Genomic DNA, 19,001 nt, shown 5'->3' with positions numbered 1-19,001 from the left:
CCATGCTTGAGGCTTTAGACATCCTGCTGACCAGCTCTTTCTGGGTCGCCGTCATCCGCATCGCTTCGCCGCTGATTTTCGCCACCATGGGCGAATTGGTCTGCGAACGGGCGGGCATTCTCAATCTTGGCATCGAAGGCATCATGACCGCCGGGGCCTTTGCTGGCTGGGTCACCGTCTATCTCGGCGGCGATCTCTGGCTTGGCGTCTTTGTTGCTGCCACTGTTGGCCTCGCCATCGGGGCGCTGCATGGACTTTTGACCGTGCCCCTTGCCCTGTCCCAGCATGTGACGGGCATCGGCATCACCCTGCTTGCCACCTCGCTCACCTATTATACCTACCGACTGGTGCTGCCCAAGGTCACCTCGCCACCGAAAATCGAAGCCTTCGAGCCCTATGCCATTCCGGGCCTGTCGTCTCTGCCGGTGATTGGCGAAGCCTTATTTGCCCAGACACCGCTCACCTATCTCAGCTTCGTCTGCGTGGCGCTCGTGGCCTATATTCTCTATCGCACCCCGCTCGGCCTTGCGGTCCGTGCGGTCGGCGAAAATCCAGAATCCGTCGAAGCGCAGGGCATTTCTGTCGTCGCCATCCGCATGGGCGCGGTCATGTGCGGCAGCGCCATGATGGCCGTTGGCGGCGCTTTCCTCACCATGTCGGCCTTCAACTCCTTCTTCTTTGAGATGGTCAATGGCCGTGGCTGGGTCTGCATCGCGCTGGTGGTGTTTGGCTCTTGGCGTCCGGGCAAGGCCCTGTTGGGGGCTATTCTCTTTGCCGCCTTTGATGCCTATCAGATCCGCCTGCAGCAGGTAACCGGCGGCGTTCTGCCCTATCAGCTGTTCCTGATGATGCCCTATCTTCTGTCCATTCTTGCCTTGATCATCATGGCCCGTCGTGCCACCTATCCAAAGGCACTGATGATCCCATATCTCAAGGGGGAACGATAATGTTTGATCTCATCGTCAAGGGCGGCACACTGCCCAGCAAAGTCCGAGAGGACGGCTCTATAAAAGACGGCTCCATTGCCGACATCGCCATCAAAGACGGCAAAATCGCCGCCATCGAGCCCAACATCACGGCCGAAGCGGGCGAGATCATCGACGCGTCGGGCATTCTTGTTGCCCCGCCCCTTGTCGACCCGCATTTCCATATGGACGCCACCCTGTCCTATGGCACCCCGCGCATCAATGCCTCCGGCACCCTGCTTGAAGGCATCAATCTGTGGGGCGAGCTCAAGCCGATCCAGACCGAAGAAGACATCGAAACGAGGGCGCTCGCCTATTGCGACTGGGCGGCATCCATGGGCCTGCTGGCCATCCGCACCCATGTCGACACGTCCGACGAAGACGGGCTGAAAGGCGTCCGCGCCCTTTTGTCCGTCCGCGACAAGGTCAAAGACTATATCGATCTGCAGCTGGTCGCCTTCCCACAGGATGGCTATTTCCGCTCCCCCACCGCCAAGGACTGCACCTTGCGGGCGCTCGATCTGGGCGTCGACATTGTCGGTGGCATCCCGCATTTTGAGCGCACCATGGAAGATGGCCGCCGTTCGGTAACCGAGCTCTGTGAAGTGGCTGCCAAGCGCGGCCTGATGGTCGACATGCATTGCGATGAAAGTGACGATCCGCTGTCACGCCATATTGAGCAGCTGGCCTATGAAACCCAGCGTTTGGGCCTGCAAGGTCGGGTCGCTGGCTCGCACCTGACCTCAATGCATTCGATGGACAATTATTATGTCTCGAAATTGCTGCCGCTGATCGCCGAGGCCGAAGTCTCCGCCATCCCCAATCCGCTGATCAACATTGTCCTGCAAGGTCGCCACGACACCTATCCCAAGCGCCGCGGCCAGACCCGCGTGCCGGAAATGCTGGCGCACGGCATCCGCGTCGGCTTTGGTCAGGATTGCGTGCTTGACCCTTGGTATTCGCTCGGCACCGCCGACATGCTCGACGTCGCCTTCATGGGCCTGCATGTGGCGCAAATGACCAGCCCGGCAGACATGCGCAAATGCTTCGACATGGTGACCATCGACAGCGCCGCGATTATGGGCCTTGAGGATTATGGCCTCGCGGTGGGCAAGAAGGCGAGCCTCGTCCTTCTCGACGCCAATGACCCGATCGACGCCATCCGCCTGCGCGCCACCCGGCTGACGGTCATCGCCAAGGGCAAGGTCATTTCCCAAAAGCCCCGCGATTTGCCCAAACTTGCCCTGCCCGGCCGCCCGGACACTGTCACACGCCGCGCACCCAAGCGCTAGGATTGCTGACGGGCCGCTCCGGCACAAGCGGCCTGCTCACCATCCAGACCTCTTCCCGACATCGACCATACCACTGATCAGCAGGCCATAATTCGCCTGATGATCTCACGCTTTTTATAAAGCCCGTCAGGCCCGCAAATAGTCCTCAACACAGAGCCTTGGCACATTGATGGACAGGCGATGGATCTGGGTGACCAGACGGCCTCCTTGCTCTATCGCCGACCGCATGGCATGAGGGCTAATGTCCATCAAGGCCTGACTTTCCCTTCGATGCAAAGCGGCGGGATTGGCCACCACCAGAAAGCCCATCCTTTGCAGGAAAAGTTCCGACGGACAGCCCGGCTGCGCAAAATTGGAAACCGCATCAAAGGCCTGCATCAGCGACGCATCATCCTCTCCACGCAGAATGATCAGCACTCCGGCGACACCGCTTAATTGACAAAGGACAGACATCAAACTCAGCTGATCAATTGGACTGATCCCCGCCACCGGCTGACCAAGCTGTGACAAGGCGAGCGCCATTTGCCTTTGATCGCCTTCCCCATATGCCTGCCAGTAGGAGAGAAGGCGGTGAGACAAATGGCGTCCACCAGTCAACGGCCGCAAGACCTCCAGCCGTTTTCGGATTATGGCATGCTCATCACCCCTGTGGCGATTGGCTTGCGCCCTCACCCCAGCAAAGAAGCGATCCAACAACGCTGCCATGGCTTTGAGCCCTTGTTGCCCGCCTTGCGCCAAACCGGTGGCAAAATCAGGGTCGAGACCCCAGCCATAGCCGTCTTGCGGCACAACTGACACAGTCAGAACCGCGGCCTGTTTGGCGCAAACCGTATGGCGAGCAAGGTCGAGCAACATCGAGCGGCCAAAGCCATCCTCCCCCACCAGCAACCGTACCGGTCGTGAGCCCTCAAGCAGACGATTGGCGAAGAAGACAATCTCTTCTATTGCCGTCGATTGATCAAACTGGGTGGCTTGTGACCAGTTGCCCATGACCTTTGCTCCTGTTCCTCCACCAGCCAGTCACGACCGCACGGCGGCCTCACGGGCCAGATTTTGAAACCGCTTGAACAGATCATAGCGTGTGTCGTGATAGGTCCGTGCCGCCCCATCGGCGGGTGGATAATCCGCCGCAATCGACGACATCGCGGCCATGGCATCGGCCACCGTGCCAAAGGCACCGCCAGCCACCGCGCCCAGAATGGCCGAGCCAAGTAGGACCGGCTCTTCCGTTGCGGGGGCTGCCACCCGAACCCCGGTCGCGTCCGCCAGCAATTGCCGCACAAGGTCACTGCGCCCCGCGCCGCCACTGATGACGATCGACTGGATCTTGGCGCCCGCTTCCGCCTGCGCTTCGATGATCTGTCGCAAGCCATAACCAAGGCTGCAGACACCTGCCACATAGAGCGCCACCAGATTGTCGATATCGGCTTCCATGCCAAGGCCCGCAATCACCGCGCGGGTGTGTGGGTCGCCATAAGGGGCGCGGTTGCCGATAAATTCCGGCACCACATGCATCCCGTCCGCCAAGGAAGCCACCGTCTTATCGGCCCTGGCCTTGTCAGCCCCGGCCATGGCCACAGCACGGGCCGCCAACCAATCGGGCAGCGCGCATCCCTCTGCCTTGGCCAATGCACCCGCTTCAAAAGCAGCCGGATGATAGGTCAGCAATTGGGCAATGGCAGCGCCCGCCGCCGACTGCCCCCCTTCATTCAGCCACAGCCCCGGCACCATGGCCGAGAAATAAGGCCCCCAGACACCGGGCACAAAGACCGGCTCGTCGGTCGAGGTCATGGTGCAGGAGCTGGTGCCAAAGACATAACCCAGATTGTCCTGCGGTTTGCCCGCGCCCGTAGCCCCCACCGTGCCAATGCCACCCGCATGGGCGTCAATCAGACCAGCCCCGACAGCGGTTCCGGCCACCAGACCAAGGTCCGCCGCAGCCTCCGCCGTCAGGCCTGTGCCAAGCGGCGTCCCGGCATCAACCACCTGCGTGCCGATCCGCTCGAACCCTTCTTCGGCCAACACACCAAGGCCGATCTTGGTGAAATAATCCGCGTCCCAGCTGGCTTCATGGCCCATATAGGTCCATTTGCAGGTCACGGTGCAAATGGAGCGCGCGTCGCTGCCCGTCGCCCGCCAAGTGAGAAAATCCGTCAAATCAAAGAAGCGCCATGCCTTGGCGAAAATTTCAGGCTTGTGTTCCTTCAGCCAAAGCAATTTGGGCGTTTCCATTTCCGGTGAGATGATGCCGCCGACATAATCCAGAACCCTGTGGCCCATTTTGTTGATCCGCTCAGCCTGTTCAATCGAGCGATGATCCATCCAGACGATGATGTCACGATCCCCGTTGGCATCATCACCAATCGGCAAAGGCGTGCCCCCCTCGCCCAAGACCACCAGCGAGCAGGTCGCATCAAAGCCGACACCAACCACATCGGCCGGATCAATTCCGGCTTGCACCAAGGCGCCCTTACTGGCAGTGGCAACAGCCTGCCAGATCTCGCTAGAAGACTGCTCCACCCGCGAGCCCGGCTCATGAAAAACCGTGATGTCGCATTTGGCCGTGCCGAGCATGCGGCCAGCTTGATCAAAAATCCCGGCGCGTGCGCTGCCCGTACCGACGTCAATACCCATGAAACAAGTTGCCATGATGCGGATCCTTTAAAAGCAATTGGAGATAAGAGGCGGCACCAGCACGCCGCCTCTCAAGTCGGGCAAAGCATCGGGGGCCGTCTCTGACCAGACCGACTGGGTGGCGGTTGATCAGATCCGTTGGAGCCACCCGGCCCCGCGCCTGCCTTGCCCTTGGGGGTTGCCCCCCAAAACTCTGAGAGGCCTCAGAGACGATCAAAGTTGGTTGGCAGAACCAGCATGTCGCGAATGGTGACATTGCGGTCGCGGGTCAGGATATACATCACCGCATCGGCCACTTCCGTTGCCTCGATCAGGCTGCCGGATTCCTTGGCTTTGCGCAGATTTTCTTCGGGCCAGTCGGCCAACAGAGCGGAAATGACCGGACCCGGAGACACCTGCGAGACGCGGATGCCATGCGGGATCATCTGCCGACGCATGGTCTGGACAAAGCAGGTGATCGCCCATTTCGATCCCGCATAAACCGGCTCCCAATGCGTGGGGAAGTGACCGGCAATCGAGCAGGTGACCATGATGTCGCCAACCCCACGCTCAATCATGTGTGGCGCCATATCGCGGACATTCTTCATCACCGCATTGACGTTGAGATTGAGCATCCGGTCGATGGAATCCGTATCGGTGTCGATCAGGTCCCCGCCGATATAAATCCCTGCATTGCAATAGAGGATGTCGACATGGTCAACTTTTTCAAGGATTTCCGGAACCATGTTCGCACAGCTATCCCGATCAAGCAGATCGGTCACTTGAGCAATCGCCTTGTCGCCCAGCTCGGCGGTCAGCCGTGCAAGGGCCTCTGCATCGCGGTCGACCATGACCACGGTCGCCCCTGCATCGAGAAGGGCCTTGGTTGATGCCAAACCGATACCAGAAGCGGCACCGGTGATTGCTGCGATTTTGCCTTCCATGGACACTGCCATTGTCTTGCTCCTTACTTGGATGAAATCGTGAAGTTGATGTGTCAGACCGCCAGAAACCCGCCATCGACAGACAGGACAGACCCTGTCACCATCGCGGCGTCATCGCTCAAGACCATCGCGATGCTGCGTGCAACATCTTCAGGCTCGGCAAAGCGGTTGATTGGATGACGCACCATCATTGGCTGGCTGTTGACCGGATCGCTCCAGGCCTCGATCGCCAGATCGGTCAAGGTGATGGTCGGGGCGACGGCCACCACGCGGATGCCATGGGGCCCAAGCTCCTTGGCCATCACCCGCGTCGCGCCTTCGAGCCCGGCTTTCGAGGCGGCGTAGCAGACATGGGCCTCAAAGCCCCGATGCCCGGCAATGCTGGTGATATTGGCGATCACCCCGCCACCGCCTGCGGCCACCCGTGCCTTGGCGAACTCCTGCGCTGCAATCAGCGCGGCCCGCAAATTAAGATTCAGCACCGCCTCGCAGCCCTCGTCTGTCATGTCGAGGACGCTTTCAAGAATGTTGGTACCGGCACAATTGACCAGATAATCGCAAGGGGCCTCACCGCCCATTGCCTCCTGCATGGCCCGGCGCACATCGCTTGCCTTGCTGAAATCCGCCGCGATGGTGCGCGCGCCTGTTTCCGCTGCCAGTTTGGCCAACCCATCCTCTGAGCGGGCGATGCCGACAATCTTGGCCCCGCGTTTCGCCAGCAAGCAGGCGGTGGCATAGCCAATGCCCTTGCTGGCGCCGGTGATCACCACCGATTTTCCCTTGAAATCCATTTTGAACCTCTCATCTTTCCGCGTCCCACCCGCGCAGTTCGTGGGGCAAGAACAGCTCAGACATCTGGCCAATCAGCCTGAAAAAAGCGCGACTTCCCCCGTCTCCCGGAGAGAGCCCTCACCGAAAGGTCACTTGTCGTTGCAAGTGGGTTTTGAAATTTCTGTTGCTCAGTCAGTCATCGGCGTCTCAAGTCAGACCTCGAGACGCCTTTAAGCCTGGGACCATCAGCGCCATTCGCGACCGATATAGATGGCCAGCAGAATGATGCAGCCCTTGATGACATCTTGCAGATACGGATTGATGCCCATCAGATTGAGACCATTATTGAGGATTCCCAACAGGATTGCGCCGATCAGGGTGCCAAGGATCAGACCACGCCCCCCGGCAATCGACGTGCCGCCCAGCACCACAGCCGCGATGGCATCAAGCTCAAAGCCGACCCCGGCATTGGGCTGACCACTCATCAGCCGACCAGTCAGCACGATCGCCGCCAGCGACGAGGTGAAGCCGGAAATGGTATAGATGGCCAGCTTGATCCATTGGGTCTTGACGCCCGACAGACGAGCAGCCGTCTCATTCCCACCAATCGAATAGACATGGCGACCGAACGGCGTACGCTGCAACAGCACCCAGGCGCAGAAATAGATCACCACCATCAGGATCACCGGCACCGGAATATCGCCAATCCTGCCAATGCCGAACCACGAAATCCAACTTGGCAACCCGCTGATCGGATAGCCACCCGAATAGATCAGCCCCAGACCTCGGGCGATGCCCATCGTCGCGAGCGTCACAATGATCGCGGGCATGCGCCCCCACGCCACCATCGCCCCGTTAATCAGGCCAAAGCCGATCCCGACCGCTGTGCCGCCCAAAAGCCCAATGCCCCCAGACATGTCGCCATGGACAATCAACCCGGCACAAATCGTCCCAGACAGGGCCATCACGGCACCGACCGAGAGGTCAATCCCGCCGGTGAGAATGACAAAGGTCATGCCAACCGCCAGAATGCCAATGATCGACACCTGCCGGAGCACATTGAAAATGTTGGAAATGCTGAAGAAATTCTCACTCGCAATACCCATCATGATGGACACCACGATCAAACCGGCCAACGGCAGGACCAGCGGCGAATGCAGATAGTCACGGAAATTGAAACTCTGGTTCATGCCTGGTGCCTTCCCGGCCTCGCTGATAATTTCATTATGCGACATTGTCTTGTCTCCCGGTCGTTGCGAGCGTCATGATTTTTTCCGAGTTGATGTTGGCGCCTTCGACCGTGTCGACAATGCCGCCGTCACGAAAGACACAGACCCGGTCGGACATGCCGAGAATTTCCGGCAGCTCCGAGGAAATCATGATGATGGAACACCCTTGCTCGGTCAGGTCGCGCATCAGCTGATAGATTTCAGCCTTTGCCCCGACATCAATGCCGCGGGTGGGTTCATCAAAAATGAGGACATTCATGGTGTGGTTCAGCCAGCGGGCCACCACCACCTTTTGCTGGTTGCCCCCCGAAAGGGTATCGAGCGGATCGCTGGGGCCATTGGCCTTGACCCGCACCTGTGCCATCACCTCTTTGGTGCACAGCACTTCCTTTTTGAGGTCGATAAAGACCCCATTCTTGCGATATTTGCCGTAATTGTTGATCGAGACATTGCGCAGGATCGAGAAGCTGGTCACCAGCCCCTGTTCCTTACGGCTTTCGGGCAACAGCCCGATGCCATGGGCCAGCGCATCAGCAGGCTCGGAAAAGCGCACTTCCTTGCCATTATGCTTGACATTGCAGGTGACGGACGGATGCGCCCCGATCATCGCCAAGGCAGTCTCGGTGCGCCCGGACCCGACCAAACCGGCAAAGCCGAGAATTTCGCCTTGATGCAATTGGAAGGAGGACACCGGGCTTGCTTTTGACAATTGCAGTTCACTCACATCCAGCACCGGCTCGCCGCTCATGTCGATCTCTGGTTTCGGCGGGAAGCTCTGCTCGATCCGCCGACCGACCATCAGCTCCACCAAACGGTCCACATCCACATCGGCAACGTCATGGGTGGCAATATAATGCCCGTCGCGCAATACGGTGATGCGGTCGCAAATCTCGAAAATTTCTTCCATGTGATGGGAAATGAAGACAATCGCCACCCCATCCCGGCGCAATTCGCGGATCACCTTAAACAGATGCTCCACCTCAGACGGCGTCAGCGTTGCGGTTGGTTCATCCAGCACCAAGATCCGCGCTTCCAGCGACAAGGCCTTAGCGATTTCGACAAATTGCTGTTCGGCAACCGACAGATTGGCCACCGGCACATTGAGCGGCAGGTCCACATCAAGCCGAGCGAGGATTTCGCGCGCCCGATTGCGCATGGCCTTGCGATCCAGAAGCCCGAGCCGAGTGGTCATCTCTCTGGCCAGAAACATATTTTCGATGGCCGTCAGATAAGGAATGAGACTGAATTCCTGAAACACGATGCCGACGCCAGCCGCAATGGCCGCGTCATAATTGGCAAAGGAGTGAAGCTCATCATTGATCCTGATGGTGCCTTCGCTCTCCTTGATAATACCACACAGGACTTTCATCAAAGTCGATTTGCCAGCACCATTCTCGCCCAGAAGCGCATGCACTTCCCCCGCGCGCACCTCAAGATCAACGCCATGCAAGACTTCGATAGAGCCGAAGCGTTTCTTGATCCCGTTCATTTGCAGCATAGGACAGTCCAATAGGTTGGAGTGAGAGAACCACCCCCACCAAAGAAGCGGCGGGAGTGGTCTTGGGAGGTCCAGATTACCAGCTGAAGCCTTTGGCATTCTTGGCGTCGATCACACGAACGTCGATCGGCACTTCAGACGGCACAACGCGAGCACCCCAGAGCTGGGCCAAAGCCATGCCCAAACCGACGCGGATCTGATCGCGTGGGAACTGAGCGGTGGTTTCGATGAATGGCGTGCCATTGTTGATGGCGTCAATGGCTTCAGGCGCACCGTCAACCGAGGTCAGCTTGATGTCGCGACCCGATCCCTGAATGGCAGCCAGCGCACCCATGGCACCACCGTCATTAACGGAAAAGATCCCTGCCAGTTTCGGATGGGACTGGATCATGTTTTCGACAACACCAAGGGCAACCGAACGGTCCTGGCGGCCATTCTGTGTATCGACCAGTTTGATATCGGCAAATTCACCCAGAGCAGCTTTGCAGCCTTCGACGCGTTGCAGGATCGGCACCACCGGGATACCATCCAGAATGGCCACTTCCCCTTTGCCACCCAGAGCCTCCGCCATATATTTGCAGGACATGTAGCCAGCATCGCGGTTTTTGGACCCAACGAAGGTGTCAACCGGACCATTGGCGTTGGCATCCACTGCCACGACGATGGCACCCGCTTCCTTGGCCATGGTCACAGCGGCTTCGATGCCGGCGCTGTCGGTCGGGTTCAAAAGGAGGATATCAATATCCTGCTGCAACATGTCTTCCACATCGGAAAGCTGTTTGGCAACATCATGACCCGCATCGGTGACAACCAGATCAGCATTCAGCGAAGCCGCAGCTTCTTTCAGCGCTTCATGCATGGAAACGAAATAAGGGTTGTTCATTTCCTGAAATGTCATGCCGATTTTCAATTTGCCGTCAGCGGCAGCAGACATCATGGTCGAAGCCATCAGGCCAAGCGCGGCCACCGATACGGTTTTAAGCAGTTTCTTCATCTGGGTTCCTCCCGTTTGTGAAGTGGGCAATACTTACCCGTTTGCGCAGAGTGTTATTCTGCGACATGGTTGAAATCAAAAGCGTTTTTAAAAAACCTACCCTGTCATACGGACCACATTATTCGCCGCAAAAGAGGTTCGGAATTCCGACGGGGACATCCCCTTGAGCTTTTGGAAGTGTCGGTTGAAGTTGGACAGGTTGGCAAAGCCGACATCGTAACAAATGTCAGCGATGCGAGCGTCGACGTCCGACAGCAGCATGTGACAGGCCAGATCGATCCTGAGCTGGTTCTTGTAGCGAACCAGCGTCATGCCCGTATGGCGCTTGAAGGACCGCGAGAAGGAGCTTTGGCTCTGCCCGGTCAGGTCCGCAAGATCCGCTTCGGTGATCGGCTTGGTCAGATTTTCCCGCAGGAAATGGATCGCCCGATTGATGCCCGTATCATCAGCGCCGCCCATTTCCAGCTGGAAGTTGAGGCTGGCAAGAACTTGCGGCTCCGGCGCCCGAAGCAGTGTGTCGACGATCTCGCAAAACAGGGCAATCCGCTTGATCCCCGTTGCATCCACCAGTTGACTGAGCACAGGTTCGATCGAATTGCCGGTCTCGTTGTCGAACAGAAGGCCACGTTGGCTCCGCTCAAGCATCGGACGGAAAGAGGCCATTTCAGGAATGGCATCCATGGCATCTTCGATGAAGGGTTCGGAGAACTGGATGACCTGACTGCGGCGATGGTGAAAGCTGCCTTCGGGAATCTCGCTGATCCAGTTTTGCGGCAGATAGGGACCGGTCATGACGAGCTGGCCCGGCTTGAACTGGCCGATATGATCGCCGACATAATATTTGCCGGACGTCGAAACAACGAGATGAATTTCATATTCCGGGTGATAATGCCAGCGGACAGTGCGGAATGGATATCCGTGCTGCCAGGCGGCAAAAGACTCACCTTTTCGAATATGCACCAACTCAAGATCTGGCTGCATCCTATCCTCCCATTAACGCCAATCCACCCCCTCCCAAGGGTGCAAACGATCGTCGTCTTGTAAGCGAGTATAGGTCAGATATTTCCAATAACTCCACATCACTACGGAGTTTTATATAATACTTTTTTGACCAGCCAATGTGAATATTGGCATAGGCGATCCGCGCAAGCCATTATAAAACATGAACTTTTCAAGAATAATTAACCATTGGAAATCAGAAACTGTCGTCAAAAACGGGAGATTTTGGCCAAATCAGACCGAGGCTGAGGTTAAACCCTGCCCAGAAAAGAGCTTGGGCGCTCTTTGATATGCAAATTTACCGTACGCAGTTTCCGACATGCGTTCGATACTATTTTAACATTCCAAGATGCATCTTATCCAATTTTTCGTTGCATTGAGGATATTATGTCGCAGCTGAATTTGGAAATAGCTGTTCAAAACCAAACGTGCTTGAAAAACATGGCGGACAAGTGATCCACCTCAATGGGTTGGGCCCCATCACAATAGGGATATGAGCTCCTCTATCCGATGCAGCGGATGTCTTTCGTCGACACAAGTTCGAGCCTGAACGAGCCCATGGTCCCCACTGACAATCATGGAAAGTATCATCCCATCTAATGCCAACCTTTTGACACCAAGTGTCAAAAAACCATCAGGCCGAAGGGTAATCGGGCTATAGACGCCCCGAAATGAAGGAGGAGAAGGCGGAGAAACCACCGCGATCTTGTTGATCGCGCCTGTCCAGTGAAAAGATGAACCATCTTTCTGCCTGACTGGCCGGCAAGGTCCCAAGGCGCGTCTGTGTTTTTTGCGCCTTGGGAAAGGGCGTGGAACTATCGCTGGCTGGTCTGCCAATCTGGATGAATCCAGGCTTGGCTTTCATCGCGCGGCAACATCTGGCCAAGGATATGATCGGCCGCCTTCTCGCCGACCATGATGGATGGGGCGTTGAGATTGCCATTGGTGATTTGCGGGAAGATGGAGCTGTCAGCGACGCGAAGTCCCTCAACGCCAATGACCTTGAGATCCGGGTCGACAACCGCCATCGGATCGTCTTTCGCTCCCATCTTGCAGGTACCGCAAGGATGGAAGGCACTCTCTACATGCTCACGGATAAAGTCATTGAGCGCCTCTTCAGACGTGACCTCTGCACCGGGCTGGATTTCCTTGCCGCGATAGGGTGCAAAGGCCTCCTGCCCGAACAGTTCGCGGGTCAACTCAATGCAGGTGCGGAAATCGCGCCAATCCTCTTCATGCGACATGTAGTTGAACAGAATTTTCGGATCCTGTCGCGGGTCAGCGGAGCGCAAGGTGACTTCGCCGCGGGATTTTGACCGCATCGGCCCGACATGCGCCTGAAAACCATGGCCTTCGGCAGCCACCTGCCCGTCATAGCGCACAGCGATGGGCAGGAAGTGGAATTGAATGTCGGGATATTTCACCCCGGCGGCCGTGCGGACAAAAGCCCCGCTTTCAAACTGGTTCGACGCGCCCAGTCCGGTTTTGGTGAACAGCCATTGCGCACCGATCAGCGCCTTGCCAATCAGGTTCCAGTATTTGAACAGGGTGATCGGCTGGATACAGGCCTGCTGGATATAAAGCTCCAGATGATCCTGAAGATTCTTGCCAACACCGGGCCGGTCCGCAACGATGTCGATATCATGCGCCGCCAGCTCCGCCGCAGGGCCAATGCCGGACAGCATCAACAGCTTGGGCGAGTTGATGGAGGATGCAGCGACGATAACCTCGCAATTGGCATGGATCACTTCGGTCTGGCCGCGCCGGTGGACTTCGACGCCCGTCGCCTTGCCATCCTCAATCACGATTTTCTGGGCAAAAGCCTTGACCAGCTCGCATTTACCACCTTGAAGCGCAGGCTTGAGATAGGCCTTGACGCAAGACCAACGGGTGCCTTTCCAGATATTGGCCTCAAGCGGGCCAAAGCCCTCCTGCTTCTCGCCATTGTAATCCGCGGTCATTTGATAGCCAGCCTGACGACCGGCTTCTTCAAAGGCGGAAACCAGCGGATTGTCGCGCGGCCCCCGCGAAACATGCAGCGGGCCGTCCTTGCCACGCCAGTCGGCATCCCCCCCATGGCCACCGGAATGCCATTGCTCCATGCGTTTGAAATAGGGCAGCACATCCGCATAGGACCAACCAGACGCGCCATTCTCGTTCCAATCGTCATAATCACAGGCATGACCGCGCACATAAACCATGCCGTTGATCGACGATGTGCCACCAATGATTTTGCCCCGAGGCGTCACAAGCGACCGGCCACCCAGATGGGGCTCAGGCTCGCTTTTGAAGCCCCAATCGTAAATGGGCATGTTCATGGGATAGGACAGAGCAGCCGGCATCTGGATAAAGGGACCAATATCCGTGCCACCCTGTTCGATGACGATCACCGATTTGCCTGCTTCGGCAAGCCGATAGGCCGTCGCACTACCGGCAGAACCGGACCCAATAATTACATAATCCGCGCGCATCAAAAGGGAGCCTCCGTATCACCAAGACAGACATAAACCGACTTCAACTGGCTATAATGCTCAATCGCGGCCTTGGAATTTTCACGCCCGACACCCGACATCTTGACGCCACCAAACGGCGCCTCGACCGGGGTCAGATTAAAAGTGTTGATGTAACAAGTCCCGGCTTCAAACCGCTCGACAACGCGGTGAGCCCGGGTCAAATCACTGGTAAAGACGCCTGCTGCCAGACCGAATGCGGTCGCATTCGCCCGATCGACAACCTCCTGTTCATCCCGGAAGGACAGAACAGACATGACGGGTCCGAAAATTTCTTCCCGCGCGATGGTCATCTCATCGGTCACGTCAGCGAACACCGTCGGCTCGATATAATAACCGGCCCCGTCAATGGCCTTGCCACCGGCGACCAAGGTTGCACCTTCTTCAAGGCCTTTGTCGATATAGCCCAGAGTGATCGCGCGTTGACGCTCGGAGACCATCGGCCCAATGGTGGTTGCCTCATCCATCGGATCGCCGATGATGGCCAATTCCATCCGTTTGGACAGGCGAGCCAGAAACACATCCTTGATGGACTCGTGCACGAAGACACGGGTCGAATTGGAACAAATCTGACCGGTCGAATAGAAATTGCCATTGATCGCAGCGGACACCGCATTGTCCAGATTGGCATCATCGAAAATGATCAGCGGCGATTTGCCGCCCAGCTCCATCGTGGCATGTTTGAGCCCCGAAGCCGCGCTGGCATAGACCTTCTGCCCCGTGGGCACAGATCCGGTCAGCGACACCTTGGCAATGCGCGGATCTGCCACCAAGGCCGCGCCGACATCCCCATAGCCTTGCACCACATTGAACAGGCCAGCAGGGGCACCGGCCTCGATCAGGATCTCGGCCAACTTCAAGGCAGACAGCGGGGTGACTTCGGACGGCTTGAAGATCATCGCGTTGCCGCAGGCCAAAGCCGGTGCGGCCTTCCAGCAGGCAATCTGAATCGGATAGTTCCAGGCACCGATCCCGACACAGACCCCAAGCGCTTCGCGGCGCGTATAGACAAAGTCACCCCCGGCAACCGGAATATGCTCGCCGGTCAACGTGCCTGCGAGGCCACCGAAATATTCAAGCGCATCCGCACCGGACGCTGCATCGGCAACAAGGGTCTCCGACAAAGGCTTGCCCGTGTCATGGGTCTCGATTTCCGACAACTCGCGATTGCGCTCACGCAGGATCTGTGCGGCACGGGTCAGAACCCGGCCCCGCTCTGTGCCGGACAGTTTTGCCCACATTTTCTGAGCGGCCTCAGCGGCAACAATGGCCTGTTCGACAATCGCGGTGGTGGCGCTGTGAACCTGCGCAATGGTCTCGCCGGTGGCCGGATAGACCACCTCGATGGCAGCTCCGGTGGAGTCTTCACAATATTGCCCATCCACAAAGTGGCTGGCTCTGGGCTGATAAGCCAATGTCATATAAGTCTACTCCTGTCCCCCGACCAACGGGGGGTTGGCAATGGGAGCCATCGGGCTTGGGTCGGCCTCATCGATGGATATTTCCTCATTTTCGTGAATCTCGGTGCATTCGGCCGCGATGGCCCGCAAGACATGCTCAGACGCCGCCTGATTGTCGTCTGATGACGTATCCAGCGCATAGCGCAAATAGAGACCGTCAATCAGACCGCCAATGCGTCGGGCGACATCCGGTGCAGTCTCGCCGATCAGGGGGCGCAAATTGTAAACCAGATTGCTGTGCAGCCGCCTTTGATAGATATAGAGCAACCGCCGCGCGGCAGGGGATCGCAAAGCCAGCGAATAAAAGATCAGCCAGGCATGAATGGCTTCCTTGGTAAAATTGCGATTGTTGAAACTGGCCCGCGCAATGGACGCAAGGCGCTCTTGCGGCGTGCGGGCTTCAGCCAGTCCCCGTCGCACATCCTGACCATAGCGCATCAGAATGTGCGCCATGGCCGCCAGAAACAGGCTGTTTTTGTCCTTGAAATAATGAAAAGCCAGACCTGATGACACACCTGCGCTTTTGGCAATCTGACTGGTGGTCACATCCAGCGACCCAACGGCGGCGACCTCTCGTATGGTCGCAGCAATCAGCTCTGCCCGTCGTTCCTGTTCGCTTTTTCTCGCCAATGCCATTATCCTGCAAAGTGGGTTGCAAATTTCTTCTAGCCTGTTATTTATTAACCAGTCAATCAATAACTATCAATAGTCACCATCCACACAATTGAAAGCGAGACCTTCCATGAAACTGGCTGTCGCCGCCTCCATCTTTGCCCTTTCCACTGCTTCAGCTTTTGCCGATTGTTCCACAGTGACATTCTCAGATGTTGGTTGGACGGACATCACGGCAACCACTGCAGCCACGTCTACGGTTCTCAATGCGATGGGTTACAAGACCGACACCCGCGTCCTGTCGGTGCCAGTGACCTATGTTTCTTTGCAGGAGGGAGACGTTGATATTTTCCTCGGCAACTGGATGCCGACCATGGAAGCCGACATCAAGCCCTACCGCGAGAAGGGAACGGTTGAGACCGTTCGTGCCAACCTTGAAGGCGCGAAATACACCCTCGCGACCAATGCGGCAGGCGCAAAGCTTGGCATCACGGATTTTGCCTCCATCGCCAAATTCTCCGATGAACTGAAGGGTGCCATCTACGGCATCGAGCCGGGCAATGACGGCAACCGCCTGATCATGGACATGATCGAAAAAGATGCCTTTGGCCTCAAGGATTTCAAGGTGCGTGAAAGCTCCGAGCAGGGCATGCTCAGCCAGGTTGGCCGTCTGAGCAAACGCGACAAGCCGATTGTCTTTCTGGGCTGGGAACCGCATCCGATGAATGCCAACTTCGATCTCACCTACCTGTCTGGTGGCGACGACTATTTTGGCCCGAGTTTTGGTGGCGCGACCGTCTATACCAACGTCCGCGCAGGCTATGTTGCGGAATGCCCCAATGTTGGTAAACTGCTGACCAATCTGGAATTCTCCCTTGCCATGGAAAACGAGATCATGGGTGCAATCCTCAATGATGGCGAAAAAGCCGAAGACGCGGCAGCAAAATGGCTCAAAGCCAATCCAGCCGTTCTCGATGGCTGGTTGGATGGTGTTAAGACCATCGATGGCAAGGAAGCCCTGCCCGCCGTCAAATCGGCTCTGGGCCTCTGATACGAAATCATCACCAAGCCCCGCTTCGTGCGGGGCTTGTCATATCCGGCCGGAGATCTGCAACAGCGCACTTGCCACAGCAAGAAATCGCATCATTGCAGTCAATCAATCCTCCCGCTGAAAGAAGGAACCCCTATTGTGGACTGGCTCTATGAGCATAAAATACCCGTCGGCGATGTCGCGAGCGCAATCTTTGAATGGGTGCGCACCCATGCCGAAGAGGGACTAGATCTCCTTTCTATCTTCCTCGAAACCATCATTGACACCATCCTCTGGCTGCTGAACGCCCCCCACCCCCTTATCGTGATAGCCATTTTTGTCGCTCTGACATGGCTTTTCCAACGCAACTGGAAGACCTGCCTGTTGGTCGGTCTTGGCTTTCTCTTCATCCTCAATCAGGGATACTGGCAGGAAACGACCGAGAGTCTGACCCTTGTCCTAACATCGTGCAGCGTCTGCATGGCCATCGGCGTTCCCATTGGCATCATGGCCGCCCACAGACCGCATTTCTACGCCATCCTGCGCCCCATTCTTGACTTGATGCAGACCTTGCCGACCTTCGTCTATCTGATCCCGGCGATTGTCTTTTTCGGCATCGGCATGGTGCCCGGCCTGATCTCGACGGTGGTCTTCGTCCTGCCCGCCCCCATTCGCCTGACCCAACTGGGTATTTCCTCAACCCCGGACAGTCTGGTCGAGGCCGTGCGCGCCTTTGGTGGCTCGAACCGGGATGTCCTGTTCAAGGCCGAAATTCCCCATGCCATGCCGCAGATCATGGCGGGCCTCAACCAGACCATCATGCTCGCCCTCTCCATGGTCGTTATTGCTGCGCTGGTCGGTGCAGACGGACTGGGCGTACCGGTGGTCCGCGCCCTCAATCAGGTCAATACCAGCCTTGGCTTTGAAAGCGGCTTCATCATCGTTGTTGTCGCCATCATTCTCGATCGCATGCTGCATAGGAAAAGTGACCAATGACGCCCGCAATAAAATTCGACAATGTGTCGATCGTGTTTGGCGACCATCCCGAGCAGGCCCTGCCCTTGATGGACGAAGGCTTGGATCGCAACAGTATTCAGGAACAGACCGATCAGGTCATGGGCGTCCATGATTGCTCCTTTGAGGTTCATCAGGGTGAAATTTTTGTCCTGATGGGCCTGTCCGGCTCGGGCAAATCGACCTTACTGCGCGCAGTGAACGGATTGAATCCTGTGGTGCGCGGTGCGGTGCATGTGGATGACGGAGGCTCCATCATCAATGTCACCGCAGCTTCGCCAAGGGAACTGCGTCATATCCGTAGCAACCGAATTGCGATGGTATTCCAACAATTCGGCCTGCTGCCATGGCGGAGCGTGGTGGAAAATGTCGCACTGGGGCTGGAACTGTCCGGCATTCCGAAGAAACAGCGCCGAGAAAAGGCAATCGAGCAACTGGCGCTGGTCGGACTTGAAGACTGGGCCGACAGTCAGGTCGCCGAATTGTCCGGCGGGATGCAACAGCGCGTTGGCCTTGCCCGCGCCTTTGCCACCGACGCGCCTATTCTGCTGATGGATGAGCCTTTTTCGGCGCTCGACCCCCTGATCCGCAACAGACTGCAGGATGAATTGCTCGACCTGCAAGAAACTCTCAAGCGCACCATTCTGTTCGTCAGTCACGATCTCGACGAAGCCTTCAAACTGGGCAACCGCATCGCCATTCTGGAAGGCGGACACATCGCCCAGATCGGGACGCCGCGCGAGATCTTCTCAAGACCGGCCGATAATTATGTGTCGGACTTCGTCGCGCACATGAATCCGCTCGCCATTTTGCGTGCCAGTGACGCCATGAAGAAACCGCAAGCCGAAAGCTACGAAGAAACCGTCCCGGCAGAAACCCTGCTGGCCGACATGCTGGACATACTGGCAAACAATGACAACCCGATCGGTGTCGTCAAACATGGCAACATCGTTGGTGAGCTGACGGCAACCAAGGTGTTGAGATTCCTAGCCGGTCATCTGGGCGACGAAGGGTAACGCCCCGACCTCCCATCAGATGCGGATGGCGGGATCAGACATGCCCTTGACAAC

Annotated in this window: 16 protein-coding genes; 5 read left to right on the top strand and 11 right to left on the bottom strand. The window is 57.2% G+C overall.

Annotation, left to right across the window (positions count from 1 at the left end):
• Positions 1-2 precede the first annotated feature (2 nt).
• Together DSD30_RS15480 and DSD30_RS15475 are read left to right on the top strand one after the other, a co-directional pair.
• Positions 3-947, top strand: coding sequence for an ABC transporter permease (locus DSD30_RS15480; protein ID WP_114010627.1), 945 nt, complete (start codon positions 3-5; stop codon positions 945-947).
• A complete protein-coding gene (locus tag DSD30_RS15475) occupies positions 944-2,257 on the top strand; it encodes an amidohydrolase family protein (RefSeq protein ID WP_114010626.1) in 1,314 nt (437 codons plus the stop codon). The genes DSD30_RS15480 and DSD30_RS15475 overlap by 4 nt, the downstream gene beginning before the upstream one ends.
• 126 nt (positions 2,258-2,383) lie before the next feature.
• On the opposite strand, the gene DSD30_RS15470 is transcribed toward DSD30_RS15475, so the two are convergent.
• The 11 genes from DSD30_RS15470 to betI all read right to left on the bottom strand — a co-directional run bounded on the left by DSD30_RS15470 (position 2,384) and on the right by betI (position 15,905).
• Positions 2,384-3,247, bottom strand: coding sequence for a P-loop NTPase family protein (locus tag DSD30_RS15470; RefSeq protein ID WP_114010625.1), 864 nt, complete (start codon positions 3,245-3,247; stop codon positions 2,384-2,386).
• A 30-nt stretch (positions 3,248-3,277) separates the two neighbouring features.
• Positions 3,278-4,906: an FGGY-family carbohydrate kinase gene (locus DSD30_RS15465; protein WP_114010624.1), complete on the bottom strand. Its 1,629-nt coding sequence runs from the start codon at positions 4,904-4,906 to the stop codon at positions 3,278-3,280.
• A gap of 188 nt (positions 4,907-5,094) precedes the next feature.
• Positions 5,095-5,826, bottom strand: coding sequence for an SDR family oxidoreductase (locus DSD30_RS15460; RefSeq protein ID WP_114010623.1), 732 nt, complete (start codon positions 5,824-5,826; stop codon positions 5,095-5,097).
• 41 nt (positions 5,827-5,867) lie between these two features.
• Positions 5,868-6,605, bottom strand: a complete 738-nt coding sequence (locus DSD30_RS15455) for an SDR family oxidoreductase (protein ID WP_114010622.1) — start codon at positions 6,603-6,605, stop codon at positions 5,868-5,870.
• A gap of 225 nt (positions 6,606-6,830) precedes the next feature.
• Positions 6,831-7,820, bottom strand: a complete 990-nt coding sequence (locus DSD30_RS15450) for an ABC transporter permease (protein ID WP_245418499.1) — start codon at positions 7,818-7,820, stop codon at positions 6,831-6,833.
• Positions 7,810-9,312, bottom strand: coding sequence for a sugar ABC transporter ATP-binding protein (locus DSD30_RS15445; RefSeq protein ID WP_114010621.1), 1,503 nt, complete (start codon positions 9,310-9,312; stop codon positions 7,810-7,812). Before DSD30_RS15445 ends, DSD30_RS15450 begins: the two co-directional genes overlap by 11 nt.
• A 76-nt stretch (positions 9,313-9,388) precedes the next feature.
• A complete protein-coding gene (locus DSD30_RS15440) occupies positions 9,389-10,306 on the bottom strand; it encodes an ABC transporter substrate-binding protein (RefSeq protein WP_114010620.1) in 918 nt (305 codons plus the stop codon).
• A 96-nt stretch (positions 10,307-10,402) separates the two neighbouring features.
• A complete protein-coding gene (locus DSD30_RS15435; RefSeq protein WP_114010619.1) occupies positions 10,403-11,287 on the bottom strand; it encodes an AraC family transcriptional regulator in 885 nt (294 codons plus the stop codon).
• 833 nt (positions 11,288-12,120) lie between these two features.
• On the bottom strand, positions 12,121-13,776 hold the full coding sequence (gene betA / locus DSD30_RS15430; RefSeq protein WP_114010618.1) for a choline dehydrogenase: 1,656 nt from the start codon (positions 13,774-13,776) through the stop codon (positions 12,121-12,123).
• Positions 13,776-15,230, bottom strand: coding sequence for a betaine-aldehyde dehydrogenase (betB, locus tag DSD30_RS15425; protein WP_198662999.1), 1,455 nt, complete (start codon positions 15,228-15,230; stop codon positions 13,776-13,778). Before betB ends, betA begins: the two co-directional genes overlap by 1 nt.
• A gap of 12 nt (positions 15,231-15,242) precedes the next feature.
• Complete coding sequence (gene betI, locus DSD30_RS15420; RefSeq protein WP_245418498.1) at positions 15,243-15,905, bottom strand: transcriptional regulator BetI; 663 nt, start codon at positions 15,903-15,905, stop codon at positions 15,243-15,245.
• A gap of 112 nt (positions 15,906-16,017) precedes the next feature.
• On the opposite strand from betI, the gene DSD30_RS15415 reads away from it, so the two are divergent.
• From DSD30_RS15415 to choV, 3 genes are all read left to right on the top strand, one after another.
• Entirely contained in the window at positions 16,018-16,938 is a 921-nt protein-coding gene (locus DSD30_RS15415) for a choline ABC transporter substrate-binding protein (protein WP_114010615.1), read from the top strand.
• A 138-nt stretch (positions 16,939-17,076) separates the two neighbouring features.
• Positions 17,077-17,913 (top strand): choline ABC transporter permease subunit, encoded by an 837-nt coding sequence (gene choW, locus DSD30_RS15410; protein WP_114010614.1) that lies wholly within the window; start codon positions 17,077-17,079, stop codon positions 17,911-17,913.
• A complete protein-coding gene (gene choV, locus DSD30_RS15405) occupies positions 17,910-18,947 on the top strand; it encodes a choline ABC transporter ATP-binding protein (RefSeq protein WP_114010613.1) in 1,038 nt (345 codons plus the stop codon). The genes choW and choV overlap by 4 nt, the downstream gene beginning before the upstream one ends.
• Positions 18,948-19,001: the final 54 nt, after the last annotated feature.

Origin of the sequence: Cohaesibacter intestini (assembly GCF_003324485.1) — a bacterium.
In the GTDB taxonomy this organism is placed as follows: Bacteria; Pseudomonadota; Alphaproteobacteria; order Rhizobiales; family Cohaesibacteraceae; genus Cohaesibacter; species Cohaesibacter intestini.
The sequence above is the reverse complement of the archived record's forward strand: the minus strand, read 5'-3'. Positions and strand labels throughout refer to the sequence as shown.